The following is a 24,612-nucleotide window of genomic DNA, read 5'->3' on the forward strand; positions in this document are numbered from 1 at the left end:
GTCCACGTGCTGGTGGCCGGTGCCGGCTGCGGCGCAGTCGCCGAAGCCGCGGCCAAGGTGGCCGGTGTGGCCAAGGTACGGGTGTGCGACGCCGCACACTACGAAGCCCAGACCGCCGAGAACGTCGCCGAACTGGTGAAGGGCCTGGCGGGCGAATACAGCCACGTGCTCGCCCCCGCGACCCCGGCGGGCAAGAACATGCTGCCGCGCGTCGCCGCGCTGCTCGACGTGGCGCAGATCAGCGACATCGTCGCGATCGAGGCTCCCGACACCTTCGTGCGCCCGATCTACGCCGGCAATGCGCTGGCCACCGTGAAGAGCGCCGATGCGATCAAGGTCATCACCGTGCGCACCACCGCGTTCGACGCCGCGGGCGAGGGCAATGCGGCTGCCATCGAGGCGGTCGCCGCAGGCGCCGACCTGGGTGCGACCGCGCTGGTCGGTCGCGAGATCGTCAAGAGCGCTCGTCCCGAACTCGGCGCGGCCAAGATCATCGTCTCCGGCGGCCGCGGCCTGGGCAGCGGCGACGCCTACCACCAGCTGCTCGAGCCGCTCGCCGACAAGCTCGGCGCCGCGCTCGGCGCCAGCCGCGCCGCGGTCGATGCGGGCTATGTGCCCAACGACTACCAGGTCGGCCAGACCGGCAAGATCGTCGCCCCGCAGCTCTACATCGCGATCGGCATCTCGGGCGCGATCCAGCACCTGGCGGGCATGAAGGACTCCAAGGTGATCGTGGCGATCAACAAGGATCCGGAGGCGCCGATCTTCCAGGTTGCGGATTACGGCCTGGTGGGCGATCTGTTCCAGGTGGTGCCGGAGCTGAGCGCGGCGGTCTGAAGCATCGGCCCTGTCCCGGGTGGGGCAGGGCAGTGTGTCCCCCGGCAGGCAGCCTCTCCCTCTTCTCCTCTATAGATGCTTGCTGGACTTGCTGCCGGTCTGACGCCACGCGCCAGACCGGCTTTTTTTTTGCCAGCGACTTGGGGGTATGGCGGCGGATATCATATGCATCCCGCGCCACCGCCCTGCGCGACGCCGCACGCGCCAAGCCTTGCGCAGCGGGTCCGCCACGAACCCCCAGACGCTGACTGTATGCCCCTGACCCTCCCCCAACTGGAACGCCACCTCTTCAAGGCGGCCGACATCCTGCGCGGCAAGATGGACGCCTCCGAGTTCAAGGAATACATCTTCGGGATGCTGTTCCTCAAGCGCTGCTCCGACGTGTTCGAGCAACGGCGCGAGGAGGTCATGCGCCTCGAGCGGGACGCGGGCAAGAGCGAGGCCGAGGCGCAGCAGTCAGCCGAGAACCCGCGCTGGTACAAGAAGGAAGGCTCATTCTGGGTGCCGCCGCACTCCCGCTACAGCTTCCTGCTCAACGACGCGCACCAGAACGTCGGTGACTTCCTCAACAAGGCGCTCACCGGCATCGAAACGGCCAACACCAGCCTGTACGACGTGCTGGAGCACATCGACTTCACGCGCAAGGTCGGCCAGAGCAAGATCCCCGACATCAAGCTGCGCCAGCTCATCACCCACTTCGGCACCTACCGCCTGCGCAACGAGGACTTCGAGTTCCCCGACCTGCTGGGCGCCGCCTACGAATACCTGATCGGCGAGTTCGCCGACTCGGCGGGCAAGAAGGGCGGCGAGTTCTACACCCCGCGCTCGGTCGTGCGCATGATGGTGCGGCTGATCAAGCCCACGCTCGCCCACGACATCTACGACCCCTGCTGCGGCTCCGGCGGCATGCTGATCGCGGCCAAGGAATACATCGACGAGCACGGCGAGGACGGGCGCAAGGCCAACCTGTTCGGGCAGGAATTCAACGGCACGGTGTGGTCCATCGCCAAGATGAACATGCTGCTGCACGGTATCAGCACCGCCAACCTGCAGAACGACGACACCCTGGCCGAGCCGCAGCACGTCGAAGGCGGCGAGCTGATGCGCTTCGACCGCGTGCTCACCAATCCGCCGTTCTCGATCAACTGGGGCAACACCGAGAAGGCCGCCGACGGCACGCCCGCCTGGGCGCCGAAGTTTCCCGAGCGCTTCCGCTACGGCCAGGTGCCGCTAGGCGCCAAGAAGGCCGACCTGATGTTCCTGCAGCACATGCTGGCCGTCACCCGCGACGGCGGCATGGTCGCCACCGTCATGCCCCACGGCGTGCTGTTCCGCGGCGGCGAGGAAAAGGCCATCCGCGCCGGCATCATCGACGACGACCTCCTCGAGGCGGTGATCGGCGTCGCACCCAACCTGTTCTACGGCACCGGCATCCCAGCCAGCATCCTGGTGCTGCGCCAGCAGGTGCACAACGGCGCCCACCGTGTCAGCGGCAAGCCGCCAGAACGCCAGGGCAAGGTGCTGTTCATCAACGCCGACCGCGAGTTCTACGAGGGCAGGGCGCAGAACCACCTGCTGCCCGAGCACATCGAGAAGATCGTCACCACCTTCGACGAATTCCGCGCGATCGACGGCTTCTCGGCCCTCGTCGACAACGCCACGCTCGCAGCCAACGACTACAACCTCAACATCCGCCGCTACGCCGACAACGCCCCACCGCCCGAGCCGCAGGACGTGCGCGCCCATCTGGTGGGCGGCGTGCCCAAGACCGAGGTGGCGGACAAGGCGGCGCTGTTCCAGGCCCACGGCCTGAACCCGCTCGATCTGTTCGTCGAACGCGATGCGAAGTACTTCGACTTCAAGCCAGAGCTGACCAAGCGCCAGGACCTCAAGCCCGCCATCGAAGGCAACGCCGGGCTGGTCGCCAAGGAAGCCGCCATCCGCGCGGCCTTCGAGCAGTGGTGGCAAGCGCACAGCGCCCGCATCACCGCGCTGGCCGGGCAGATGCAGAACGACAACGATGGCGCGGCCAGCCTCGTCGCCCTCCGCAACGACCTGCTGGCCAGCTTCAGCACTTCGCTGGAAGCCATCGGCTTGCTCGACCCCTTCCAGGTGCGCGGCATCGTCGCCGGCTTCTGGTACCAGACCAAGTACGACTTCCTCACCCTGATGGCACGCGGCGCCAAGGGCGTGGCCGACGCCTGGCGCACCAGCATCGTCACCGCGCTGGAAGACAAGGCCAGCAAGGAGAGCCCGCTGGAGCACAAGCTCGTCAAGTTCCTGATGAGCGACTTCGTCGAGGCCATCAATGAGCTGGAGGCGAAGAAGGCCGAATTGGACAGCCAGATCAAGGCGGCCAGCCCGAAGGATGCCGAGGGCGAGGATGGAGAATCCGCCGAGGCCGCGGAAGACGGCGACGACGAGAGCGCCGTCAGCGAGGAACAGCTCAAGGCCTGGAAGAAGGAACTCAGCGCCGTCAAGAAGCAGCTCAAGACCAAGAAGGAGAGCTTTGCGGCGCACATCAACGCCGCCGTTGACGGCCTGTCAGCCGAGCAGTCCGCCGAACTGCTGCTGACCATCCTGCACGACGACATGGGCGCCATCGTCGAGCGCTACATCGCCGCCCAGCGCAAGGCCATCGTCGCCGCGTTCGAGAACTGGTGGGACAAGTACCGCGTGACGCTGACCGAGATCGAGGGCAAGCGCGATGCGGCGGCGCAGGCGCTGCAGGGGTTCTTGAAGGGGTTGGGGTATGTCTGAGCAGATGGATTTTCAGCATTGTGCTGCCGACCTGGATATTCGGAAATCGCTGATTTCCAAGTTCCGTAAATGAGTGAGCACAGTGCAGCCAAAGATGACCTTACGTGATGCGGCGGCGCGGGTTTTGCCGGTGTTTTGGGAGGGGTTGCGGTATGTCTGACTGGCTCGAGGGTTGTCTTGCCGATTCGATCGCATCCCTCGATGCCGGCGTAAGCGTCAACGCTGAGGATCGTCCGCACGGTGCGGGCGAGATCGGTGTGCTCAAGACCAGCGCCGTCAGTGGTGGAACGTTCCATCCCGAGCAGAACAAGACCGTCGTTGAGCGTGAGCGACACCTGGTGGCCGAGCCAGTGCAGGGTGACTCGATTTTGGTGAGTCGCATGAATACACCGGCGCTCGTGGGGGAGTCATGCTACGTGCGGGATCCGCAACCGTCTTTATTCCTGCCCGATCGACTCTGGCAACTGAAGCCGAAGAATCGCTCGATCGTCGACATGCGATGGCTGTCGTTCACGCTGCAATCTGCCGCATGCCGCCGCCATGTCGAGATTCATGCGACGGGCACCAGCGGCAGCATGAAGAACTTGCCGAAGTCCAAACTGCTCGCACTGCCCGTCCGCTACCCGGCGCCCGAGGAACAGGTGAGGATCGCCCAAATCCTGGACACCCTAGACACCGCCATCCACGACACCGAGTCGATCATCGCCAAGCTCAAGGCCGTCAAGCAGGGCCTGCTGCACGACCTGCTGACGCGCGGAATCGACGCCAACGGCGAACTGCGCCTGGCCCAGGCCGAGGTGCCGCATCTCTACAAGGAGTCGCCGCTGGGGTGGATTCCGAAGGCGTGGAATGCATCGGTCGTAGATATCGAGTTTACGGTGGATTCCGGCATCACACTGGGCGCGCACCGAGCACCGCGAAGCCATCCCAGGAAATACCTTCGGGTTGCCAACGTGCACCGCGCGAGGCTCGTGCTTGATGACATTGCCGAGCTTGAGGCTTCGGATTCTGAGACTGCGGTACGGGCGCTAGAACCCGGCGATCTGCTGGTCGTGGAAGGACATGCAAGCACGGACGAAATCGGCCGATGCGCCATCGCCGATGAGTCCGTCCGTGGCATGCTGTTCCAGAACCATCTCTTCCGATTGCGCCCAAAGCGCCTGCTACCGTCATACGCCTTACTCTGGATGAATTCGGCATTCGTTCGAGCCTACTGGCGCTGCGAAGCAGCCACCAGTTCGGGGTTGAACACGATAAATCGATCCAAGCTGCGTCGCTTGAGGGTTGCCGTTCCGACGCCGGAGGAGCAGGAGATGATCGCTGGTCGTGAGGCGTGCCTGGCATCCCGGATCAAAGAGGAAACACGAGTACTGGGCAAACTGAAAACGGAGAAATCCGGCCTCATGGACGATCTCCTCACCGGCCGCGTCCGCGTCACACCCTTGCTCGAAAGCACCGCTCCACTCATGCATCAGCCCACTGCACCAATCGTCCAGCAACCCGCTGCACAAACCAGAGGCTGACATGACTCTTCGCCTCCCGCCCGCCGAATCCCTCACCGTCGAGTTCAAGAGCGACCTGAAGAAGCTCCCCGACCGCGAGCTGGTCGAGGCCCTGGTCTGCCTCGCCAATACCGAGGGCGGCGAGCTGTGGCTGGGCGTGGAGGACGACGGCAAGCCCACCGGCCTGCACCCCGAGCATCGCCTGCTGAGCGGGCTGGCCGGCATGGTGGCGGCGCGCACCTCGCCGTCGCTGCTCGTGCACGCCGAGGCGGTCGACATGGGCGGCGTGACCGTGGCGCGCATCCGGGTACCCAAGCGGGCCGAGGTGGCGACCAACAGCGGTGTTTACCTGCGCCGTCGCATCAAGTTCGACGGCACGCCGGAGTGCGCGCCGATGCTGCCGCACGATCGCACCAGCCGAGCGTCGAGCATGGGCATGCTCGACGTCTCCGCGCAGGCGGTCGAAGGCGCGACGCTGGCCGACTTCGACCCGCTGGAACGCGAACGCCTGCGCCAGGCGGTGCAGCAGTACGGCGGCGATCAGGTGCTGCTGGAGCTGAGCGACGAAGCGGTCGACGGCGCGCTCGGCTTTACCGTGCGCCAGCCGGACGGCAGTCGCGTACCCACCTTGACCGGCCTCCTGGTGATCGGCCGCGAGGCCTCGCTGCGCCAGTGGGTGCCCACCCACGAATTCGCGTTCCAGGTGCTCGCCGAACAGGCGGTCCGGTTCAACGAGTTCCGCAACTTCCCCTTGCTGAAGGCTATCGACTGGCTGGAAACCAATTTCCGCCCCTACAACCCGGAAGACGAACTGCAGGTCGGGCTGTTCCGGGTGCCGGTGCCCAAGGTGGACATGGGCGCCTTCCGCGAGTCGGTGGCCAATGCGCTGATACATCGCGACTACTACCGCCTGGGGGCGGTGCATGTGCGCCTGGAAAACGACGCGCTCGTCGTCAGCAATCCCGGCGGCCTGGTGGACGGCGTGACGCTGGACAACCTGCTCACCACCGAGCCGCGGCCGCGCAATCGCGTGCTGGCGGATGCGCTGAAGCGCATCGGCGTGGTCGAGCGCTCGGGCCGTGGCGTGGACAAGATCTATCGTGGCTTGCTGAAGTTCGGCCGTCCGGCGCCGGATTACAGCCGCACCGACATGAACAGCGTGGTGGTGCGCTTGCCGACGGCGGCGGCAGACCTCGATTTCCGGCGCATGGTCGTCGAGCAGGAGCGGGGCAGCAACGCCGAACTGCCGATCGACAGCCTGATTGCGCTGGCCGCCTTGCGGGAACTGAAGCGCCTGACCGCGAAGGCGCTGTCCGCCCGCATCCAGCGCGATGAGCTGAGCGCGCGGGCTACCTTGGAGGCGCTGGTGGAGGCCGGACTGGTGGAGGCGCATGGCGCCACCCGGGGGCGGACGTACACCCTCTCGCTGGCGGTCTACCAGGCCGAGGGACGCAAGGCGGCGTATACGCGGCAGGCGGGGTTCACGCCCCTGCAGCATGAGCAGATGGTGCTGAACTATGTGCGTCAGCATGGCCAGATCAGGCGGGCGGATGTGATGGACCTTTGCCACCTGACCGGCGATCAAGCGTGGAAGTTGCTCAAGCGCCTGATGGAGCAAGGAAAAATACAGCAGCATGGGGCCCGCAAGGGGGCGTTTTATACGGCGGGAGGGGCCTGATATGCGCTGGATATACGCCTTTATGCGTCGATATACGCCATGGCTCGCCAAAGGGCGTGCCACGCCCCGAGCGGGCTGGTGTATTTGAGGAGACAGGGGAATGGGGTGGGAACTGGATGACGTCGAGCGTCCCTTCGTAGAACAACTGCGAGGCCTCGGCTGGACCCACGTCGAAGGCAGCCTCGACGACCCGGCGATCACCGGCCGCAGCAGCTTCGCCGAAGTCATCCAGGAATCCGTGCTGCGCGCACAACTGCGCGGCCTGAACCCCGGCCCTGACGGCGCGCCCTGGCTGGACGATGTGCGCTTGTCCGAAGCCGTGGCGGCGATCACGCGGCTGGGCACGCACAAGCTGATGGAGGCCAACGAGAAGGCCACCGAATTGTTGATCAAGGGGCTGACCGTCGAGGGCCTACCCGGCTGGGACGGTGGGCGTGGCCAGACGATCCGCTACATCGACTGGGACACGCCGGCCAACAACCGCTTCACCGTGGTCAACCAGTACCGCGTGGAGTGTCCGCCGGGCTTCAATGCCGCCAAGGCCTTCATCGTGCCCGACCTCGTGCTGCTGGTGAATGGCCTGCCGCTGGTGGTGGTGGAGTGCAAGAGTCCATCCATCCCCGAGCCGCTGGCGGAAGCGGTCGACCAGTTGCGCCGCTACACCAACCAGCGCAAGGCGGCTTTCGAGGTCGATGACAACGAGGGCAACGAGGCGCTGTTCGCCGCCAACCAGTTGCTGGTCGCGAGCAGCTTCGATGAGGCGCGCGTCGCTTGCGTGGGGGCGGCGTTCGAGCACTTCGCGCAGTGGAAAACCGTGGTCGGCCCGGATGGCAGCGGGTCTGAGATCGAGGCGGCGCAGGCGCTGGGCAAGTCCGGCCTGTCTGAGCAGGAGCGGCTGATTGCCGGCTTGTTGAAGCCGGCGCATCTGCTCGACGTGGTGAAGCACTTCCTGCTCTTCATGCAGGTGGGCGGGCAGACGATCAAATCGGTGTGCCGCTACCAGCAGTACCGCGCGGTGAACCGCGCGATCGCCCGGCTCAAGACCGGGCAGACGCGTTTGCAGCATGGCGAGCGCGACCAGCGCGGCGGCATCGTCTGACACACCCAGGGCTCGGGCAAGTCGCTGACGATGGTGTTCCTGGTGCGCAAGATGCGCGCAGATGCGCAACTGCGGCGCTTCAAGGTGATCGTCGTCACCGACCGCAAGGACCTGCAGCGCCAGCTTTCGGTCACCGCGACACTGACCGGCGAAGTGGTGGAGGTGGCCGGCAGCACCGCGGGCGTGCAGGCGCTGGCGCGGCGCAAGGGGCCGGGCCTGATCTTCGCCACCATCCAGAAATACCGGGATAGCGACACGGCGGGTGATGCACCGCTGACGGCCGATGACCTACCCAAATTGGAGCAACCGGCGGCGAAGGAGCCGGACGCGCGCTACAAGGCCGGCGAGCAGTTCGAGGTGCTGAACGACGACGACAGCATCCTGGTGCTGGTGGACGAGGCCCACCGTACCCAGGCTGGCGACCTGCACGCCAAGCTGCTGGCCGGGCTGCCGAACTGCGCGCGCATCGGCTTCACCGGCACGCCGATCATCATGGGCGAGAAGAAGCGCACCCACGAGATCTTCGGCGAGTTCATCGACCGCTACACGATCAAGGAAGCCGAGGCCGACGGCGCCACGGTGCCGGTGCTCTACGAGGGACGCACCGCCAACGGTGCGATCAAGGACGGCGCCAGCCTCGACGAGCTGTTCGAAGACCTGTTCCGCCAGCACACACCCGAGGAGCTGGAGGCGATCAGGCAGAAGTACGCGACCCGGGGCCACATCTTCGAGGCCCCGGCGCTGATCGCCGACAAGGCGCGCGACATCCTGCGCCACTACATCACCCACATCCTGCCCAACGGCTACAAGGCGCAGGTGGTGGCTTACAGCCGGCTGGCGGCGATCCGCTATTTCGATGCGCTGGGCGCGGCCCGCGACGAGCTGCTCGCCGAGGCCCATGCCTTGCCCGCCGCGGACAAGGCGCTGGACGACGAGGCCCTGTGCCTGCGTCCGCCCAAGGTGCAGGCACAGGTCCAGGCCTGGCGCTACCGCGACACGCTGGCCCGCATCGAGTTCGCGCCCATCATCTCGGGCAGCAACAACGACGATCCGGCCTGGAAGCCGTGGACCGACAGCACAGCGCAGGACGGACTGATCCAGCGCTTCAAGAAGCCGCTGTTCAGTGCCAACCCGGACAAGACCGATGCGCTGGCCTTCCTGGTGGTGAAGTCGATGCTGCTCACCGGCTTCGACGCCCCCATCGAGGGCGTGATGTACCTGGATCGGCCGATCCGCGAAGCCGAACTGCTGCAGGCAATTGCCCGCGTCAATCGCACCGGCTTCGGCAAGCGCTGCGGCATCGTGGTGGACTACTACGGCGTCGCGCAGCACCTGAAGGAGGCCCTGGCCGCCTACGCCGACGAGGACGTGGAAGGCGCGCTGGCCAGCCTGAAGGACGAGGTGCCGGTGCTGCGTGACCGCCATTTACGCGTGGTGGACCTGTTCCGCCAGCGCGGCATCGAGTCGCTGGACGATACCGAGGCCTGCGTCGAGGCCCTGGGCAGCGAACGCCTGCGCGCCGAGTTTTCGGTCAAGCTCAAGGCCTTCCTGGCGTCGCTGGACACCGTGCTGCCGCGCCCCGAGGGCCTGCCGTATTCGGGCGACGCAAAGCGGCTGGCCTACCTCTACGCGCGGGCGCGCAACCGCTACAAGGACACGCCGGTTCTCGGCAAGGACGTTGGCGCCAAGGTGCGCAAGCTGATCGACGACCATGTGATCTCGCTCGGCATCGACCCCAGGATCCCGCCGATCCAGCTCACCGATGCCGAGTTCGACACCCAGGTGGCGCGCGCGGCCAACGATCGGGCGAAGGCATCGGAGATGGAACATGCCATCCGCTCGCACATCCGCAAGCACGTCGATGAAGATCCGGTGCTGTATCGCAAGCTGTCCGAGCGCTTGAGCGACATCCTGCGTACGCTCGGCGAACAATGGAACGCGCTGATCGCGCAGTTGCAGCAGATCGTTGATGAATTGCGCAGCGGCAAGGCGGGCCAGGCCGATGCGCCGGGCGATTTGCCAGCGCATTGCGCGCCTTTCCTGCGCACCGTGCTGGACGTGGTGTGCGCCGGCCAGGCGCCCACGCCGGCGGAACTACTGCGCCTGAAGGACGTGACCGTCGAACTGGTGGACCTGCTGGTGCAGGAGCTGCAGAGCAACCGCAACATCTGGACCCCGTACAAGCGCGCAGCGCAGGATGCGCTGAACGGGCAGTTGTTCGATCACCTGATGCGCCTGCGTCCGCCGCTGGTGGATGCCGACAAGGCGGGCGTGCTGGCCGACAAGCTGATGGAGCAGGCCCGCGCCAACCACGACAAGCTGGTGCAGTTGTGACGATGGTGGTCGACGAGCTGAAGTTCACGGTCCAGCGCAGCGCGCGCCGCAGGACGATGCAGATTACGGTCGAACGTGACGGGGAATTGGTACTGAGCGCGCCGCCGCAGGTTGACGAGGCCGCGCTGCGCGCCTTCGTGCTCGAAAAGCGCTTCTGGATCTACACCAAGCTGGCCGAGAAGGATCGCCTGCAGCGCCAGGTGCCGCGCAAGCAATACGTCGGCGGCGAGGGATTCCTGTACCTCGGGCGCAGCCATCGGCTGAAGCTGGTCGATGATCAGGACGTGCCGTTGAAGCTAACTGCGGGCAGGTTCTGTCTGCGCCGGGACGCCTTGCCCGCCGCGTGCGAGCACTTCATCCGCTGGTACAGCGCGCGTGCCAGGGCCTGGCTGTCGACCCGGGTAGCCGAGCACCAGAGCCGGATGGAGGTAGCGCCCGCTGGCGTGAAGGTGCAGGACCTGGGCTACCGCTGGGGATCGTGCGGCAAGGGTGACTGGCTGTACTTCCACTGGAAGGCGATCCTGCTGCCGGCGCGCATCGCCGAGTACGTGGTGGTGCATGAGATGGCGCATCTGCACGAACCGCACCACACCCCGGCGTTCTGGCTGCGCGTCGAGCGCGCCATGCCGGACTACGCGCAGCGCAAGGCCTGGCTGGCCGAGCACGGAATCGATGTCGAAGGAATATAGAACGATGACCGACGAAGACCTGTTGAACCACTTCGACAGCAAGCCCGCGTTCCAGACTTTCCGCGCCTCATGGTCGCCGCAGGACAAGGCGCTGTTCTGCCGGTTGGCCAGGGCGGTCCACTCAGCCGGGCTGGACTGGTGGCACATGGGCAAGGGCATTCAGGTGCGCTTCGGACGCAAGAACCCCGGCAGTGAGCGCGCGGTGGGAGTGCTGGGCGTCGTCCGCGGAACCCGCGCCCGGAAAGTAAACTGGACCCGAGCAGTGGGGGCGGTCGCCAAGCTCAACCGCGAGCCTCTCACCGACGCCTTGGTCGCGAAGATCGAAGCGGTCCTGTCGACCGAGCGTGAATCGCTAGCCGCCTGGCTGGTGCTCGAAACTGAGCGGCCCGGCCTGTGGCCCGATCAACTTCGGGACGATCCACTCGATCCTGGCGAAGACTTGGACGACGACGAGGCCAGTGATATCGAGGAAACGCGGCCGCCCCTCAACCGCATCTACTACGGCCCGCCCGGGACAGGGAAAACCTACGAGCTGTCGAGGCTGCTCAAGCGAGAGTACGAGCAGCCCATGGCTGCGGTATCCCAAGAGGAATGGTGCCGCCAGTTCATTGCCGACAAGATCGCCCCGAGCAAATGGTGGGAGGGCGCTGTGCTGGCCTTGTACGATCTGGGAGCGAAGGCGAGTGTCAGTCAGCTCCTGGAGCACCCTTTCATCGATGCCATCGCCGACGCTAAGGGGCGCAAGGACAACCTCCGGCAGACGATCTGGACCACGCTGCAAGAGCGCGCCATCGACGAGTCCGCGACCGTCAAGCAAGAGTTGCGGTTCAGTCCCCAGGTATTCGACAAGGACGAAGAGTCGGTCTGGCGCCTGGCCGGCGATTGGCGGGAGACCTGCAGCGGGCTGGTGGCGCTGGTCGACGAATACCGCGCGGGCGCTCCATCCTCGGATGTCCTTCACCACTACAGCTTCGTCACCTTCCACCAGTCCTACGGCTACGAGGAGTTCGTCGAAGGGCTGCGGCCGGTGCTTGGCGGCGATGCGGAGGCCGGTGAAATTCAGTATGAGATCCGCTCGGGCGTATTCAAGGATCTGTGCCGCCGAGCACGGTCGGCACCAGACCAGCGCTTTGCGATGGTCATCGACGAGATCAACCGGGGCAACATCAGCAAGATTTTCGGCGAGTTGATCACCTTGATCGAGCCCGACAAGCGCGAGGGCGCCGAGAACGCCGTGTCGGTGACGCTGCCCTACTCGGGCGAGCGCTTTTCGGTGCCGGCCAACGTCGACGTCATCGGCACGATGAACACGGCAGACCGGTCCCTGGCGCTCTTGGACACCGCGCTGCGGCGCCGATTCGAGTTCGTGCCGGTGATGCCGGATGCGCGCGACGAGTCGGGCGCCCCGCTCGAGGGCTTGCGAGTGCGCTCGGGCGAGCAGGTGATCGACGTTCCCCGCATGCTCGATGCGATCAACCAGCGCGTCGAGGTGCTGTACGACCGCGACCACTGCATCGGCCACGCGTATTTCACACCGCTGGCCAAGGTGCCCGATGGCGACGAACGGCTGGTCGCCCTGCAGCAGGTCTTCAGCGCCCGCATCCTGCCCCTGCTTGAAGAGTACTTCTTCGAGGACTGGCAGAAGATTCGCCTCGTCCTGGCCGACAACCAGAAGTCGGAGGCCGCGCAGTTCGTGCGGGAAAGCGCCGATCACGAGGACGATCTCGCGCGCATGTTTGGTAGCGACCACGGCCTGGACAGCTACGCCACCAAGCGCCGCTACGCGGTGCAGGATGCCGCGTTCTCCAACCCGGATGCCTACATCGGCATCTACCAGACCTTATCGTCCTGAGTGCCGGAGCTCCGGTGAGCGGCATCACGATCTACGAGTTCGACGCGCTGATGGCAGCGGGGTCGGAGGCCGCGAGTGGCGAGGGCTTGCATCGCGTCCCGGACAAGGTTTACGGCTGGCTTGAGGACCAGTGCCTGCGGGTTGCCGAGGACGGGGAGGCGACATGGCTGCGTCTCAACCAGCGCCGTGGGCGTCGCGTGGTGCAGGTCACCAGCTTCGTCGGCGTGATCCGCGCACCCGATGGATTCCAGATCGAGGTGCTGCCCAAGGTCGGCAAGGCGATCGGCGGCGGCGCCAATGAGGCGCGTCAGCTCTTGATCGACATGCTCAGCTGCCTCCAGGCCTTTCGCCATGTAGAGACGGACAGCGCCAAGATCGCGGCAGCGCGCATGCCACTGCTGGAGGTTTTCATCGCAGAGTTCTTGCGCGCCGTAGAACACATCGTCAAGCGCGGGCTGCGCGGCGACTATTCGAGCCGGCAAGACAACCTCTTCGCCTTCCGAGGCAAGCTACTGATGGCGCCGCACTTGCATCAGAACCTGTATCGCGCCGACCGCTTCTTCACCGAGCACGACGAGTTCTCGACCGACCGGCCGGAGAACCGCCTGCTGCATGCGGCCTTGCGGCGCGCCTTGAGCTTTTCGGCGGCGCAGGCCAACCAGCAACTGGCCCGCGAGCTGGCGTTCGTGTTCGCGGACGTCCCGGTGTCGACGCAACCGCGGACCGACTTTCAGCGCGTGCGGCTGGACCGGGGCATGGGGTACTACGCGGATGCGCTGGCCTGGGCCCACATCATCCTCGACGAGGAGTCGCCCTTGACCGGCAAGGGGGGCCACCGCGCGCCGTCGCTGCTGTTCCCGATGGAGGCGGTCTTCGAGGCGTTCGTCGCCAAGCATCTGGCAAGACAACTGGCGCGGTCACTGATCCTGAAGACTCAGGCCCGCAGCCATCACCTGGTTCGCCATCGTGAGCAGTACTGGTTTCGGCTGAAGCCCGATCTGCTGATTCGGGACAGGGGCCGCGATGCCCTGGTGCTGGACACCAAGTGGAAGCTGCTGGACGGCTTGAAGGCGAGCGGCGCGGACAAGTATGGCCTCTCGCAGGGCGACTTCTACCAGTTGCAGGCCTATGGCCAGAGCTACCTGGACGGCGAGGGAGCTGTCGTTCTGATCTACCCGAAGACCGCCGCCTTCCACCAGCCGCTGCCGGTGTTCGAGTTCCCGAAGTCTGACGGGCTGCGGCTCTGGGTGTTGCCCTTCTGCCTCACGTCGCGACGGCTGGCGATCCCGCATGGGGCGCCGTTTGCCGCCGCATTCGGGGTAGGTGTGATCGAGCCGACGCCGACGCGGTGACTTCATCCATCGGGTAGCCGTGCGGACGCCGGCGCAGGCCGCTGCAATCTCAGATCGCCTTCGATACACCCTGAGAGCTTGCTGATTGCGCTGTTTCGCTTGCGCATGCTGTCGTTGGTCATGCTCGTTGATAGCCCTCTCAGGCGTAAAGCTGGAATTGGTTGTTGTCCCGGCTGAGCAGTTGCATCAGCTTGGGGTGAATGAAGAGCTTTTCCTTGCCGACCGGCATTTCACGCAGCACGCCCAGATTGGCCAGGTCGTGCAGGTAGCGTGAGGCGGCCTGGCGCTGGACGATGCCTTTGTCCACCAGGTTGCCGATGCGGCAATAAGGCTGCTCGAAGATCACGTCCACCAACTCGCGCGTGTTGATCTTGGGCAGGCGCGAGCGCACGTGTTCGGTCGCTACCGACGACACGTCACTGAAACGCGTTCCTATTTTTCAGAAACGGCGACACATATCGGGTACGTGTCGCTGTTGACGACATGGACCCGCCTTACGGGAACAAACCCGAACCCTCTCGCTCCGGACATCCTCATATGAGGACGAGGTAGGGCGCTCAGCCTGCATCAACGTGCTGGCGATGCGGATCGAAATCAATGCCGACGAGGCGACGGCGTCCCTCATTTAGCCGCACTGACCCCGGCACGCGCGGCCACCGTGTCAGATCGCCATCGCCACCCTCAGTGCAGCTTCACCTGCGGTTCCGTGCGTCGCGTCAGCGTGCGCGCCAGCGTATCCAGGATCACCTTGGCCCAGCCGTGTAGCGCCAGCTCGTGCATCTTGTAGAGCGAGGTGTACATCAGCTTGGCGTACCAGCCTTCGATGAACAGGTCGCCGCGCACCAGGCCGCCCATCATGTTGCCGACGGTGCTGAACTTGCCGAGGGAGACGAGCGAGCCGAGGTCGCGGTAGTGGTAGTCCTGCAGGGGCTTGCCGTCGAGGCGGCGGCGGATCTGCTTGAAGAGGTGCGAGGCCTGCTGGTGCGCCGCCTGGGCGCGCGGCGGGACGAAGCCGTTCTTCTCCGGCCAGGGGCAGGCGGCGCAGTCGCCCATGGCGAAGATGTCGGCGTCGAGCGTGGTCTGCAGGGTCTGGCGCACCCGCAACTGGTTGAGGCGATTGGTCTCCAGGCCGTCGAGGCGGGTGAGGAATTCCGCGGCCTTGACGCCGGCCGCCCACACGGTCAGCTCGGCGGGCAGCTCCGTGTCGTCGGCCAGGCGCACGCCATCGGCGAGCACTTCGGCGACCTTGGCGCCGGTATGCACCTCGACGCCGAGCTTGCGCAGCAGGCGCTCGGTCGAGCGCGACAGGCGCTCGGGCAGGGCGGGCAGCACGCGCGGGCCAGCCTCGATCAGTACCACCTTGATGTCGCGCTTGGCGTCGACGCGATCGAGCCCGTAGGCCACGACCTGGCGCATGGTGTGGTGCAGCTCGGCCGACAGCTCGACCCCGGTGGCGCCGGCGCCGATGATCGCCACCTTGAGCTGTTCCGGGCGCAGCGGCGTCTGCTGCGCCTGCGCGCGCACGCAGGCATGCACCATGCGCGTGTGGAAGCGGCGCGCGTCGGCCGCGGTCTCGAGCTTGAGCGCGTGTTCGCGCACCCCGGGGGTGCCGAAGTCGTTGCTCTGGCTGCCCACCGCGATGACCAGGGTGTCATAGGGGAAGGAGCGCGCCGGCGTCAGTTCGCCGCCCTTGCGGTCGGTGAAGGGGGCAACGTGCACTTCGCGCGTGATGCGGTCGATGCCGGTCATCTCGCCGATGCGAAAGCGAAAGCCGTGGCGGTGGGCGTGGGCGAGGTAGCCGACCTCGTGGTCGCCGAAGTCCATGCTGCCGGCCGCGATCTCGTGCAGCTTGGGCTTCCAGACGTGGCTGTGCTTGCGCTCGATCAGGGTGATCTCGGCCTTGCCGCGGCGACCGAGCGTGTCGCCCAGCCGGGTGGCGAGCTCGAGCCCGCCGGCGCCGCCGCCGACGATGACGATGCGGTGCGGCGTCTTGCCGTTGCTCTGGTTCATCTGTGTCCCGTTTCGTCGTGATGCGCAGAGAGAAAACGTGAGGCGGGACAGGTCGTCCGGCCTCCGTGGCTCACATCCCCTGGTAGATCGGCCCTTCGCCACCTTGCGGCACCACCCAGTTGATGTTCTGGGTCGGGTCCTTGATGTCGCAGGTCTTGCAGTGCACGCAGTTCTGGGCGTTGATCTGCAGCCGCGGTCCGGCGGCTTCCTGCACGATCTCGTACACCCCGGCCGGGCAGTAGCGCTGCTCGGGGGCATCGTACCTGGCGAGGTTCACCGCGATCGGCACCGAGGCGTCTTTGAGCTGCAGGTGGCAGGGCTGCTCTTCCTCGTGGTTGGTGTTGGACAGGAACACCGATGAGAGGCGATCGAAGGTCAGCACGCCGTCGGGCTTGGGGTAATTGATCCTTTCGCACTCGGCCGCCGGCTTGAGCTGGTCGTGGTCGGCGCTGTTGTGCAGCGTCCACGGCAGCTTGCCCTTGAACAGCACCTGGTCGATGCCGAACAGCAGCGAGCCGACCCACAGGCCCTTCTTCATGTAGGGCTTGAAGTTACGCGTCTTGTGCAGCTCGGCATGCAGCCAGGAGGCCTGGAAGGCGGCCGGATAGGCGTCGAGCGCATCGCGCTGGCGCGCCGCAGCCAGCGCCTCGAAGGCGGCCTCGGCGGCGAGCATGCCGGACTTGATCGCGGCGTGGCTGCCCTTGATGCGCGCGGCGTTGAGAAAACCCGCGTCGTCGCCGATCAGCCCGCCGCCCGGGAACACCAGCTTGGGCAGGCTCTGCAGGCCGCCGGCGGCGATCGCGCGGGCGCCGTACTGCAGGCGTTTGCCGCCCTCGAGATACTTGCGGATCTCGGGGTGGGTCTTGTAGCGCTGCATCTCCTCGAAGGGCGACAGATGCGGGTTGGCGTAGTTGAGCCCGACCACGAAGCCCACCGCCACCAGGTTGTCCTCGAGGTGATAGACGAAGCCGCCGCCATAGGTGGCCTTGTCCATCGGCCAGCCGGCGGTGTGCACCACCAGGCCCGGCTGATGCTGCTCGGGCTTCACCTCCCACAGCTCCTTGATGCCGATGCCGTAGGTCTGAGGGTCGGCGCCTTCGCGCAAGTTGAACTTGGCCTCGAGCTGCTTGCCCAGGTGGCCGCGGCAGCCCTCGGCGAACAGCGTGTATTTGGCGTGCAGCTCCATGCCCGGCTGGTGGTGCGGTCCCGGTGTGCCGTCACGGTTCAAGCCCATGTCGCCGGTGGCGACGCCCTTCACCGCGCCCGCCTCGTCGAACAGGAGCTCGGCCCCGGCGAAGCCCGGATAGACCTCCACGCCCAGCGCCTCGGCCTGCTCGCCGAGCCACTTCACCACGTTCCCGAGGCGCACGATGTAGTTGCCGTGGTTCACGAAGCAGTCGGGCAGCAAGGCATTGGGCGCTTGGCGGGCACCGGTTTCGGACAGAAACAGCACCTTGTCCTCGGTGACTTCGGTGTTGAGCGGCGCGCCGCGTTCCTTCCAGTCGGGGATCAGCTCGGTGAGCGCCTGCGGGTCCATCACCGCGCCCGACAGGATGTGGGCGCCGATCTCGGCGGCCTTCTCGATCAGGCACACCGAAATCTCCTGGCCCTTGTCGGCGGCCAGCTGCTTCAGGCGGATCGCCGCTGCCAGCCCCGCGGGGCCGCCGCCGACGATCAGCACGTCGAATTCCATCGATTCGCGTTCCATCGTTGTCTCCATTTACTTGCTCGTTCTGCAGGGCGTGGCGCGTGTGTGAGGGCCGTTGCCTTGGCTGCGGTCGATGATCTCGCCTTTACGCGGCCGCCGACTCGCCGAACTGCCTGGCCATCTCGCGCAGCTTGAACTTCTGCAGCTTGCCGCTGGGGGTCTGCGGCATCTGCTCGAGCACCTCGAGGCGCTCGGGAAAGTAGGTCCTGGTGAGCTGCTGCTCGGTCAGGTAGGCCGTCATGTCCTCGAAGCTGAAGGTGCAGCCGGGGTTCAAGGCCACGAACGCGCACACGCGCTCGCCGAAGCGGCGGTCGGGATAGCCGACCACCGCCACCAGCGAGATCGCCGGGTGCTTGTAGAGCAGGTTCTCGACCTCGACTACCGGGATGTTCTCGCCGCCGCGGATCACCACGTCCTTGCTGCGCCCGGCCATGCGGATGTAGCCCTCGGCGTCGATGAAGGCGATGTCCCCGGTGTCGAACCAGCCCTCGGCATCCACGCCGTTCAGATGCGGGCGCTTGAGGTAGCCGGCGAACAGCGAGGGCGCGCGCACCAGCAGTTCGCCCGCTTCGCCGGTCGGCAGCGATGCGCCGTTGGCATCGACCACCTTGAGCTCGACGCCGGCCAGCGGGCGGCCGTCCGAGACGGGGGTCTTCTCGAGTGCACGGGAGGGTTCGGTCACGGTGACCGCGCCCATCTCGGTCATGCCCCAGGCCGAGCTGATCGGCAGCCCCATCAGCTTGTGGGCGCGCTCGACGATGGCCGGCGGAATCGGGGCGCCGGCGCAGCTGTACTTGGTGAACTTAGGCGAGGTCGGCTCGCCGGCCTCCACTTCCTGGCACATGTCGGCAACGAAGGTCGCCGCGGACATGCTGAAGGTGACGCCCTCTTCGCGGATGATCCTGAGCGCGCGCTTGGGCTCCCACACGTCGAGCATGGCGATGGTCGAATTGAGGATGATCGGTAGCGTCGCCAGGAAGCCGTAGCCGGTGAGGTGGGCCATCGGCGAGGCGGCCAGCACGATGTCGCCGCCGCCCAGCTCCATGATCTCGATGTAGCCGTGCAGGTTGGCGAACAAGGTGTTCGAGGTGTGCATCACGCCCTTGGGCTCGCCGGTCGTGCCCGAGGTGTACATCAGCAGCATGACGTCGTCGGGCTCGAGCGCCGGCGGGGGCAGCGGCGAGCTGTCGTCGCTCAGCAGCAGCTTGGCGAAGCTGTCCGCGCCGTCGCCGTCGACCACCACGAGCTGCTTCAGGTGCGGCAGCTTGGGCAGCATGCCGCGCGCCATCGCCTCGTAGTCGAACTTGCGGAACGCCTTGGGCACGATGAAGACCTTCGATTCGCCCATGTTGAGCATGAAGTTGAGTTCGTGCTGGCGGAAGATCGGCATCACCGGGTTGGCGGCCGCGCCGATGCGGGCGCAGGCCAGGGCCAGCGCGACGAACTCCCAGCAGTTCGGCAGTTGCCAGGTGACGACGTCGCTGCGGCCCACGCCGAGCGCGATCAGCCCGCGGGCGATGCGCTCGACCTGCGTGCCGAGTTCGCGGTAGCTGAGGCGGATCGCCTCCTCACGGCCGGCGCGGTAGGACACGATCGCGGGCTTTTCCGGGCACTGCTCAAGTGCGCGCTGGAAGAACAGGTTGATGGTTTCGTCGCGCCACAGGCCCTGGGCCTTCATGGGCTGCATGCGCGAGGCGAGCAGTACCGGATCGAAGTTCACGTGCAATCTCCTGGTGGGTGCCGCTTCTGCGTGGCCTTGACGAAGCGGTCTGTGCCGGGCATGTCGGGTGCAACATGCGTTCGGGAGATAGGTTAATCAGTGAGATTTATTGCGGCAATAGATTGACGCAAAGTTTCGCTGACCCGTAAGCTTTGGTCCGTGATGGGAGTCTTGTGTGGACTAAAAAATGATGTTAATCAATAAACTGTTGGTATCGTCCTTTTGTTCGCATGCGTGCGTGAAGTATAGATAAGTAAAATGGATGATATTAATGTGGCAGGCTTCGCGCGCCGCCGGTGTGCGCCAGCGCCTGCGCGAGGGGGGCGGGTCGTGCCCGCCTCAGAGCTTCGACATGTTCTTCTGCAGCAGGCTGATGTAGTGGATGAAGGCGAGGCGGTCGTCGAAGGACAGGCCCTTCAGGGCTTCGTCGTAGAAGTGGTGGATCGGGTCGGCGAGCGCCGCCCACAGTTCCTCCCCCTTCGGCGTCAGGCGGATCTTGCGCGAGCGGCGGTCTTCCTCTCCGGTCACGCGTTCGAGGTAGCCGTCGCGTTCCAGCCGGTTGAGCAGGCCGGACAGGTTCTGGCGGCTCACGAGCAGGTAGCGCGACAGCTCGCCGACGCTCATGCCGCCCTGGGCCTTGGGGCGCGACAGGGCGCCGAGCACCGACCACTGCTGGGTGGTGACGCCGAACTCGTCCAGCGCCTGCGTGCCCTTGGTGTGCAGGGTGTTGGCAGCCTGGAAGAAGCGGAAGAACAGACGGTTGTTGATCTCGATGGAGGCGAGGCTCTTCTCGGTGGACAGATCTTTCATCGCGGCGGGGGTCATGTTTGTTCGAGCCCTATTGAAACGCACAGCCGCCATCGGCGGCAATGGGACAGGGCGCCAGAACCTGCGCGCCCTGTCGTCGTCTGCCTGCGCGCCGGGACACCGCGGCGACGTCCCTACGCCGACACCGTGCCGGCTTCGACTGAGGGCTCGGGCGCCGGCAGGTAACGCGCAAACCGCGCCCGCCAGTCGCCCTCGATGGGCATCGCGCGCAGCTCCTTCAGCGAGGCCAGCACCACGGTGAGCCGCGCGCGCAGGCGTTCACTGTCGTCTGCGCGTGCGCGCACGTCGAGCGTCATCGAACTGCGGCCGATGCGCTCGACAGCGAGGGCGAAGTTCAGCACGTCGCCACATCGGCTCGGTGCCAGGTAGTCGATCTCCAGTCGCACCGCCGGCAGTCCCAGGCCGTGGGCTTCGTGCAGTTCGCGGTAGCTCACGCCGAGGCCCTGGGCGCACCAGTCCTCGACGACCTCGTTGATGAGCTCGACGTAGCGTGGGTAGAAGCCGATGCCGGCCAGGTCGCAGTGCGCGAAGCGGAGCTGCTTGTTCTTGTGGAAGACCATCGGTGAATGCCTCCTTGTTGTGTATATAAGTAAACAGATTGATATGTAAGGGCATGGCGAGCCCATCCCGATCAAGCAGATGTCAGCGAAAAGTGCGCATTAATGCGTGATCTTATACGCAATGGTGTGCCTTTTGGGCCTTGTTCTATACTTAAATAAGTAAATATATTGACTCAAAGCCGCCCGCTCGTTATCTTCGGAGTGCTAGGCCGGCTCGCGCTTCAGGCGAGCCTCGAGGGCCGTTTCACGGAGAAGAGCATGGAAGAAGTGATCGTCGAGCGTCCACAGGCGGCTGTTGCCGTCGTCCGCCTCAACCGCCCGGAAGCCCGCAACGCGCTCAGCCAGTCGGTGCGCCAGCGCCTGGCCGAGCACTTTCACGCGCTCGGGCGCGACGAGGACATCCGCTGCATCGTGCTCACCGGCGGCGACAAGGTCTTCGCTGCCGGCGCCGACATCCGCGCCATGGTCGATGCCACCCCGATCGACATCCTGCTGCTCAACAACCAGCGCATGTGGCAGGCCATTGCGTCCTGCGCCAAGCCTGTGATCGCCGCGGTCAATGGCTTCGCCCTGGGGGGCGGCTGCGAGCTGGCGATGCACGCCGACATCATCGTCGCCGGCGAGGGCGCGAAGTTCGGCCAGCCCGAGATCCGCGTCGGCATCATCCCCGGTGCCGGCGGCACGCAGCGCCTGGCGCGTGCGGTGGGCAAGTTCAAGGCCTTCAAGATGCTGCTCACCGGGGAGCCGGTGAGCGCGCAGGAAGCCGCGGACATGGGGCTGGTGAGCGAGGTGGTAGCCGACGATCGGGTGCAGGCGCGCGCGCTGGAGCTGGCGACGACGATCGCCGCCATGCCGCCGCTGGCGGTGGCGCAGATCAAGGAAGTGCTGCTCGCCGGCCAGGACGCCTCGCTCGAGACCGCGCTGATGCTCGAGCGCAAGGCCTTCCAGCTGCTGTTCGCCAGCCAGGACAAGAAGGAAGGCATGCAGGCCTTCCTCGACAAGCGCGCTGCGCACTTCACCGGAGCCTGAGATGTTCGACCCCAATCGCAATGATCTCGTGCTGGGCATCGTCGGCGCGGGCCTGATGGGCCGCGGCATCGCCCAGATCGCCGCCCAGGCCGGGCTCAAGGTGTTGCTGCACGACGCACGGGCAGACGCGGCGACCGAGGCCTGCGAGTCGGTCGGCCTGACCCTGTCGGCGCTGGCTGCCAAGGGCAAGCTCGACCCTGCGGCCGCCAGCGCGGCAGCGGCGCGCATTTCGGTCGCCGACACCCTGCGCCAGCTCGCCGCCTGCGACATCGTCATCGAGGCCATCGTCGAGAAGCTCGACGCCAAGCGCGAGCTCTTCGAGCGCCTCGAGGCGGTGGTCGGTGGCGACTGCGTGCTGGTCACCAACACCTCCTCGCTGGCGGTGACCCGCATCGCCGCCGCCTGCCGCCAGCCCGAGCGCGTCGCCGGCTTCCACTTCTTCAGCCCGGTGCCGCTGATGAAGATCGTCGAGGTCATCGACGGCGTGCTCACCGCGCCGGCGGTGGGCGACGCGCTGATGGCGCTCGCGCGGCGCATGGGCCACACCCCGGTGCGGGCGAAGGACACCCCCGGCTTCATCGTCAACCATGCCGGGCGCGGCTACCTGACCGAGTCGCTGCGCATCGTCGGCGAGGGCATCGCCGATTTCCCCGCTGTCGATCGCATCCTGCGCAGCGCGGTGGGCTTTCGCCTGGGGCCGTTCGAACTGCTCGACCTGACCGGGCTGGACGTGTCCCACCCGGTGATGGAGTCGATCTACGACCAGTACTACCAGGAGCCGCGCTATCGCCCCTCGCCGATCGCACGCCAGCGCCTGGCCGCCGGCCTGCTCGGGCGCAAGAGCGGGCGCGGCTTCTACACCTATGTGGAAGGCAAGGCCCTGGCGCCGGCACAGCCGGCCGTGCCCGCTGCCGAGCCTGTGCCACTGTGGATCGCGCCCTGCGCCTTGCCCGCCCGTGACGCGCTGCTCGCCCGCCTGGAGGCGGCCGGCGTGGCCCTGGACGGCGGCGAACGGCCAGCGGCGGGCTCGGTGTGCATCGTGCTGCCGCTGGGTGAGGACACCACGACGGCGGCGCTCGCGCTGGGGCTGGATGCGACGCACACCGTCGCCGTCGATCCGCTCTTCCTGTCGGCCCACGCCACGCTGATGACGACGCCGGTCACCACGGCGAAGGTACGCGATGCGGCCTGGGCGGCGCTGGCTGCGAGCGGGCTGGCGGTGGACGTGATCCACGACAGCAGCGGCTTCGTTGCCCAGCGCGTGCTGGCGATGATCGTCAACATCGCCTGCGACATCGCCCAGCAGCGGGTTGCCACCGCCGAGGACATCGACCGTGCGGTGACGCTCGGCCTGGGTTACCCGAAAGGGCCGCTGGCGCTGGGCGATGCGCTCGGCGCCGCGACCGTGCTGCAGATCCTCGATGCGCTGCACGGCTTTTACCGCGACCCGCGCTACCGCCCCAGCCCGTGGCTGATTCGCCGGGCACGGCTCGGCGTGTCGCTGCTGACCCCCGAGAACTGAACCCCACGCCACTGAACCCCAGGCACACGACAAGCTCAAGGAGACCCCCCCATGCTCGACGCCTACCTCTACGGCGGCCTGCGCTCGCCGATCGGCCGCGCCGCCGCGGGCGAGCGCGCGGGTGCCAGGCCGATGGCGCGCATCCTCGCCGGGGCGGTCGCCGGGGTCGAGCCGCGCATCATGGGGGTCGGCCCGGCCTACGCCATCCCCAAGGCCCTTGCGCGCGCCGGATTGAGCCTGGCCGACATGGACGTGATCGAGATCAACGAGGCCTTCGCACCCCAGGTGCTCGGCTGCCTGCAGCTGCTCGGGCTGGCCTTCGACGATGCGCGCGTCAATCCGAACGGTGGCGCCATTGCGCTGGGTCACCCGCTCGGCGCCTCCGGTGCCCGCATCCTGCTGACTGCCGTGCGCGAGCTGCAGCGGCGCGGCGGCCGCTACGCGGTCGTAAGCCTGTGCATCGGGGTGGGGCACGGCATCGCCGTCGTGGTCGAGCGCTGCTGAGCGCAATCAGCTGATCGTCGGCTGCTGCCGAGAGGCCGGCTGTCTGCCATGGCCCGCATTCACTCCAAACCGAGCAGGGCGGCGCTGCGCGCGACGATGCGGCGCAAGAGGGCGCGTGCCGCTTCGCCGCCGGCACTGTCGAGCCGCGGCGGGCGATAGGCGATCACCGCGCCAGGCCTGCCGTCGGCGGGCGCATACACCGCGATCGACAGCGGGCAGAGCGCGATGTGTTCGCGCGCTTCCACGGCCAGTCGGGCGGCGACGCCTGCGCTGCAGAAGGTGAGGATCTCGGCCTGGGCGTAGAGCCCGCGCGGGTGGCCGAGGTCGGCCGCGGTGCGATCGAGCATGTCGGCGAAGTGACTCACCACCGGTTGCGCGATGCCTTGCTCGGCGATGGCCTCGGCCAGTGCCTCGCGCACGTCGGCGAAGGCGGTGGCGTCGAAGTGGCGGGTGACGATGTCCTCGGCCTGCGCGCCGGCCTGCGCGGCCAGGCCCAGGGCAAGCAGCGCGGCGCCGATCGCGCGCTGCGCCATCCGGCGCAGGGCGGGGGCGGTGGTGAGCGGGGCGGTCAGCAGGTCTGGCAAGCTCGGGCTCCGGGTGCGTTTGTTGCTTCCGTCACTGTATTGCC

At 66.6% G+C, this 24,612-nt stretch carries 18 protein-coding genes and 2 pseudogenes; 13 read left to right on the top strand and 7 right to left on the bottom strand.

Annotation, left to right across the window (positions count from 1 at the left end; translation table 11 throughout):
- From ACMV5O_RS17415 to ACMV5O_RS17460, 10 genes and pseudogenes are all read left to right on the top strand, one after another.
- Window positions 1-837: electron transfer flavoprotein subunit alpha/FixB family protein (locus tag ACMV5O_RS17415; protein ID WP_416164661.1), on the top strand; the 837-nt coding region annotated here is incomplete at its 5' end.
- A 252-nt stretch (window positions 838-1,089) separates the two neighbouring features.
- Window positions 1,090-3,597, top strand: coding sequence for an N-6 DNA methylase (locus ACMV5O_RS17420; protein WP_416164662.1), 2,508 nt, complete (start codon window positions 1,090-1,092; stop codon window positions 3,595-3,597).
- A gap of 152 nt (window positions 3,598-3,749) precedes the next feature.
- Window positions 3,750-5,120 carry a restriction endonuclease subunit S gene (locus ACMV5O_RS17425; protein ID WP_416164663.1) on the top strand — a complete coding sequence of 457 codons (1,371 nt, stop codon included), beginning with the start codon at window positions 3,750-3,752 and terminating at the stop codon, window positions 5,118-5,120.
- 1 nt (window position 5,121) lies between these two features.
- Window positions 5,122-6,777, top strand: a complete 1,656-nt coding sequence (locus tag ACMV5O_RS17430) for an ATP-binding protein (RefSeq protein WP_416164664.1) — start codon at window positions 5,122-5,124, stop codon at window positions 6,775-6,777.
- Window positions 6,778-6,877: 100 nt separating this feature from the next.
- A complete protein-coding gene (locus ACMV5O_RS17435; RefSeq protein WP_416164665.1) occupies window positions 6,878-7,876 on the top strand; it encodes a type I restriction endonuclease in 999 nt (332 codons plus the stop codon).
- 12 nt (window positions 7,877-7,888) lie between these two features.
- Window positions 7,889-8,548, top strand: a pseudogene (locus ACMV5O_RS17440) (DEAD/DEAH box helicase family protein); the annotation flags it as partial.
- A 288-nt stretch (window positions 8,549-8,836) separates the two neighbouring features.
- Window positions 8,837-10,210, top strand: a complete 1,374-nt coding sequence (locus tag ACMV5O_RS17445) for a type I restriction enzyme subunit R domain-containing protein (protein ID WP_416164717.1) — start codon at window positions 8,837-8,839, stop codon at window positions 10,208-10,210.
- A 2-nt stretch (window positions 10,211-10,212) separates the two neighbouring features.
- The gene (locus ACMV5O_RS17450; protein WP_416164666.1) at window positions 10,213-10,899 is read left to right on the top strand and encodes a M48 family metallopeptidase; all 687 of its coding nucleotides are present in this window, start codon (window positions 10,213-10,215) and stop codon (window positions 10,897-10,899) included.
- 4 nt (window positions 10,900-10,903) lie between these two features.
- Window positions 10,904-12,751 (top strand): McrB family protein, encoded by a 1,848-nt coding sequence (locus ACMV5O_RS17455; RefSeq protein ID WP_416164667.1) that lies wholly within the window; start codon window positions 10,904-10,906, stop codon window positions 12,749-12,751.
- 14 nt (window positions 12,752-12,765) lie between these two features.
- Complete coding sequence (locus ACMV5O_RS17460) at window positions 12,766-14,103, top strand: McrC family protein (RefSeq protein WP_416164668.1); 1,338 nt, start codon at window positions 12,766-12,768, stop codon at window positions 14,101-14,103.
- 139 nt (window positions 14,104-14,242) lie between these two features.
- On the opposite strand, the gene ACMV5O_RS17465 is transcribed toward ACMV5O_RS17460, so the two are convergent.
- From ACMV5O_RS17465 to ACMV5O_RS17490, 6 genes are all read right to left on the bottom strand, one after another.
- A complete protein-coding gene (locus ACMV5O_RS17465; protein WP_416164669.1) occupies window positions 14,243-14,518 on the bottom strand; it encodes a cell filamentation protein Fic in 276 nt (91 codons plus the stop codon).
- Window positions 14,519-14,784: 266 nt separating this feature from the next.
- Window positions 14,785-16,113: an NAD(P)/FAD-dependent oxidoreductase gene (locus tag ACMV5O_RS17470; RefSeq protein WP_416164670.1), complete on the bottom strand. Its 1,329-nt coding sequence runs from the start codon at window positions 16,111-16,113 to the stop codon at window positions 14,785-14,787.
- A gap of 70 nt (window positions 16,114-16,183) precedes the next feature.
- Entirely contained in the window at window positions 16,184-17,821 is a 1,638-nt protein-coding gene (locus ACMV5O_RS17475; RefSeq protein WP_416164671.1) for an electron transfer flavoprotein-ubiquinone oxidoreductase, read from the bottom strand.
- Window positions 17,822-17,906: 85 nt separating this feature from the next.
- Window positions 17,907-19,541, bottom strand: coding sequence for a cyclohexanecarboxylate-CoA ligase (gene aliA / locus ACMV5O_RS17480; RefSeq protein ID WP_416164672.1), 1,635 nt, complete (start codon window positions 19,539-19,541; stop codon window positions 17,907-17,909).
- Window positions 19,542-19,880: 339 nt separating this feature from the next.
- Complete coding sequence (locus ACMV5O_RS17485; protein WP_324541411.1) at window positions 19,881-20,351, bottom strand: MarR family transcriptional regulator; 471 nt, start codon at window positions 20,349-20,351, stop codon at window positions 19,881-19,883.
- A gap of 131 nt (window positions 20,352-20,482) precedes the next feature.
- A complete protein-coding gene (locus tag ACMV5O_RS17490; protein ID WP_416164673.1) occupies window positions 20,483-20,929 on the bottom strand; it encodes an acyl-CoA thioesterase in 447 nt (148 codons plus the stop codon).
- A 258-nt stretch (window positions 20,930-21,187) separates the two neighbouring features.
- Here ACMV5O_RS17490 and ACMV5O_RS17495 point away from each other — a divergent pair, with 258 nt between their 5' ends.
- The 3 genes and pseudogenes from ACMV5O_RS17495 to ACMV5O_RS17505 form a co-directional block, all read left to right on the top strand.
- Window positions 21,188-21,958 (top strand): enoyl-CoA hydratase, encoded by a 771-nt coding sequence (locus ACMV5O_RS17495; RefSeq protein WP_416164674.1) that lies wholly within the window; start codon window positions 21,188-21,190, stop codon window positions 21,956-21,958.
- A gap of 1 nt (window position 21,959) precedes the next feature.
- Window positions 21,960-23,480, top strand: a complete 1,521-nt coding sequence (locus tag ACMV5O_RS17500) for a 3-hydroxyacyl-CoA dehydrogenase (protein WP_416164675.1) — start codon at window positions 21,960-21,962, stop codon at window positions 23,478-23,480.
- A 102-nt stretch (window positions 23,481-23,582) separates the two neighbouring features.
- Window positions 23,583-23,984, top strand: a pseudogene (locus ACMV5O_RS17505) (3-oxoadipyl-CoA thiolase); the annotation flags it as partial.
- Window positions 23,985-24,043: 59 nt separating this feature from the next.
- Here ACMV5O_RS17505 and ACMV5O_RS17510 read toward each other — a convergent pair.
- Entirely contained in the window at window positions 24,044-24,568 is a 525-nt protein-coding gene (locus ACMV5O_RS17510; RefSeq protein ID WP_416164676.1) for a DUF302 domain-containing protein, read from the bottom strand.
- Window positions 24,569-24,612: the final 44 nt, after the last annotated feature.

This window comes from Thauera sp. WH-1 (assembly GCF_047806685.1).
Classification (GTDB): Bacteria; Pseudomonadota; Gammaproteobacteria; order Burkholderiales; family Rhodocyclaceae; genus Thauera.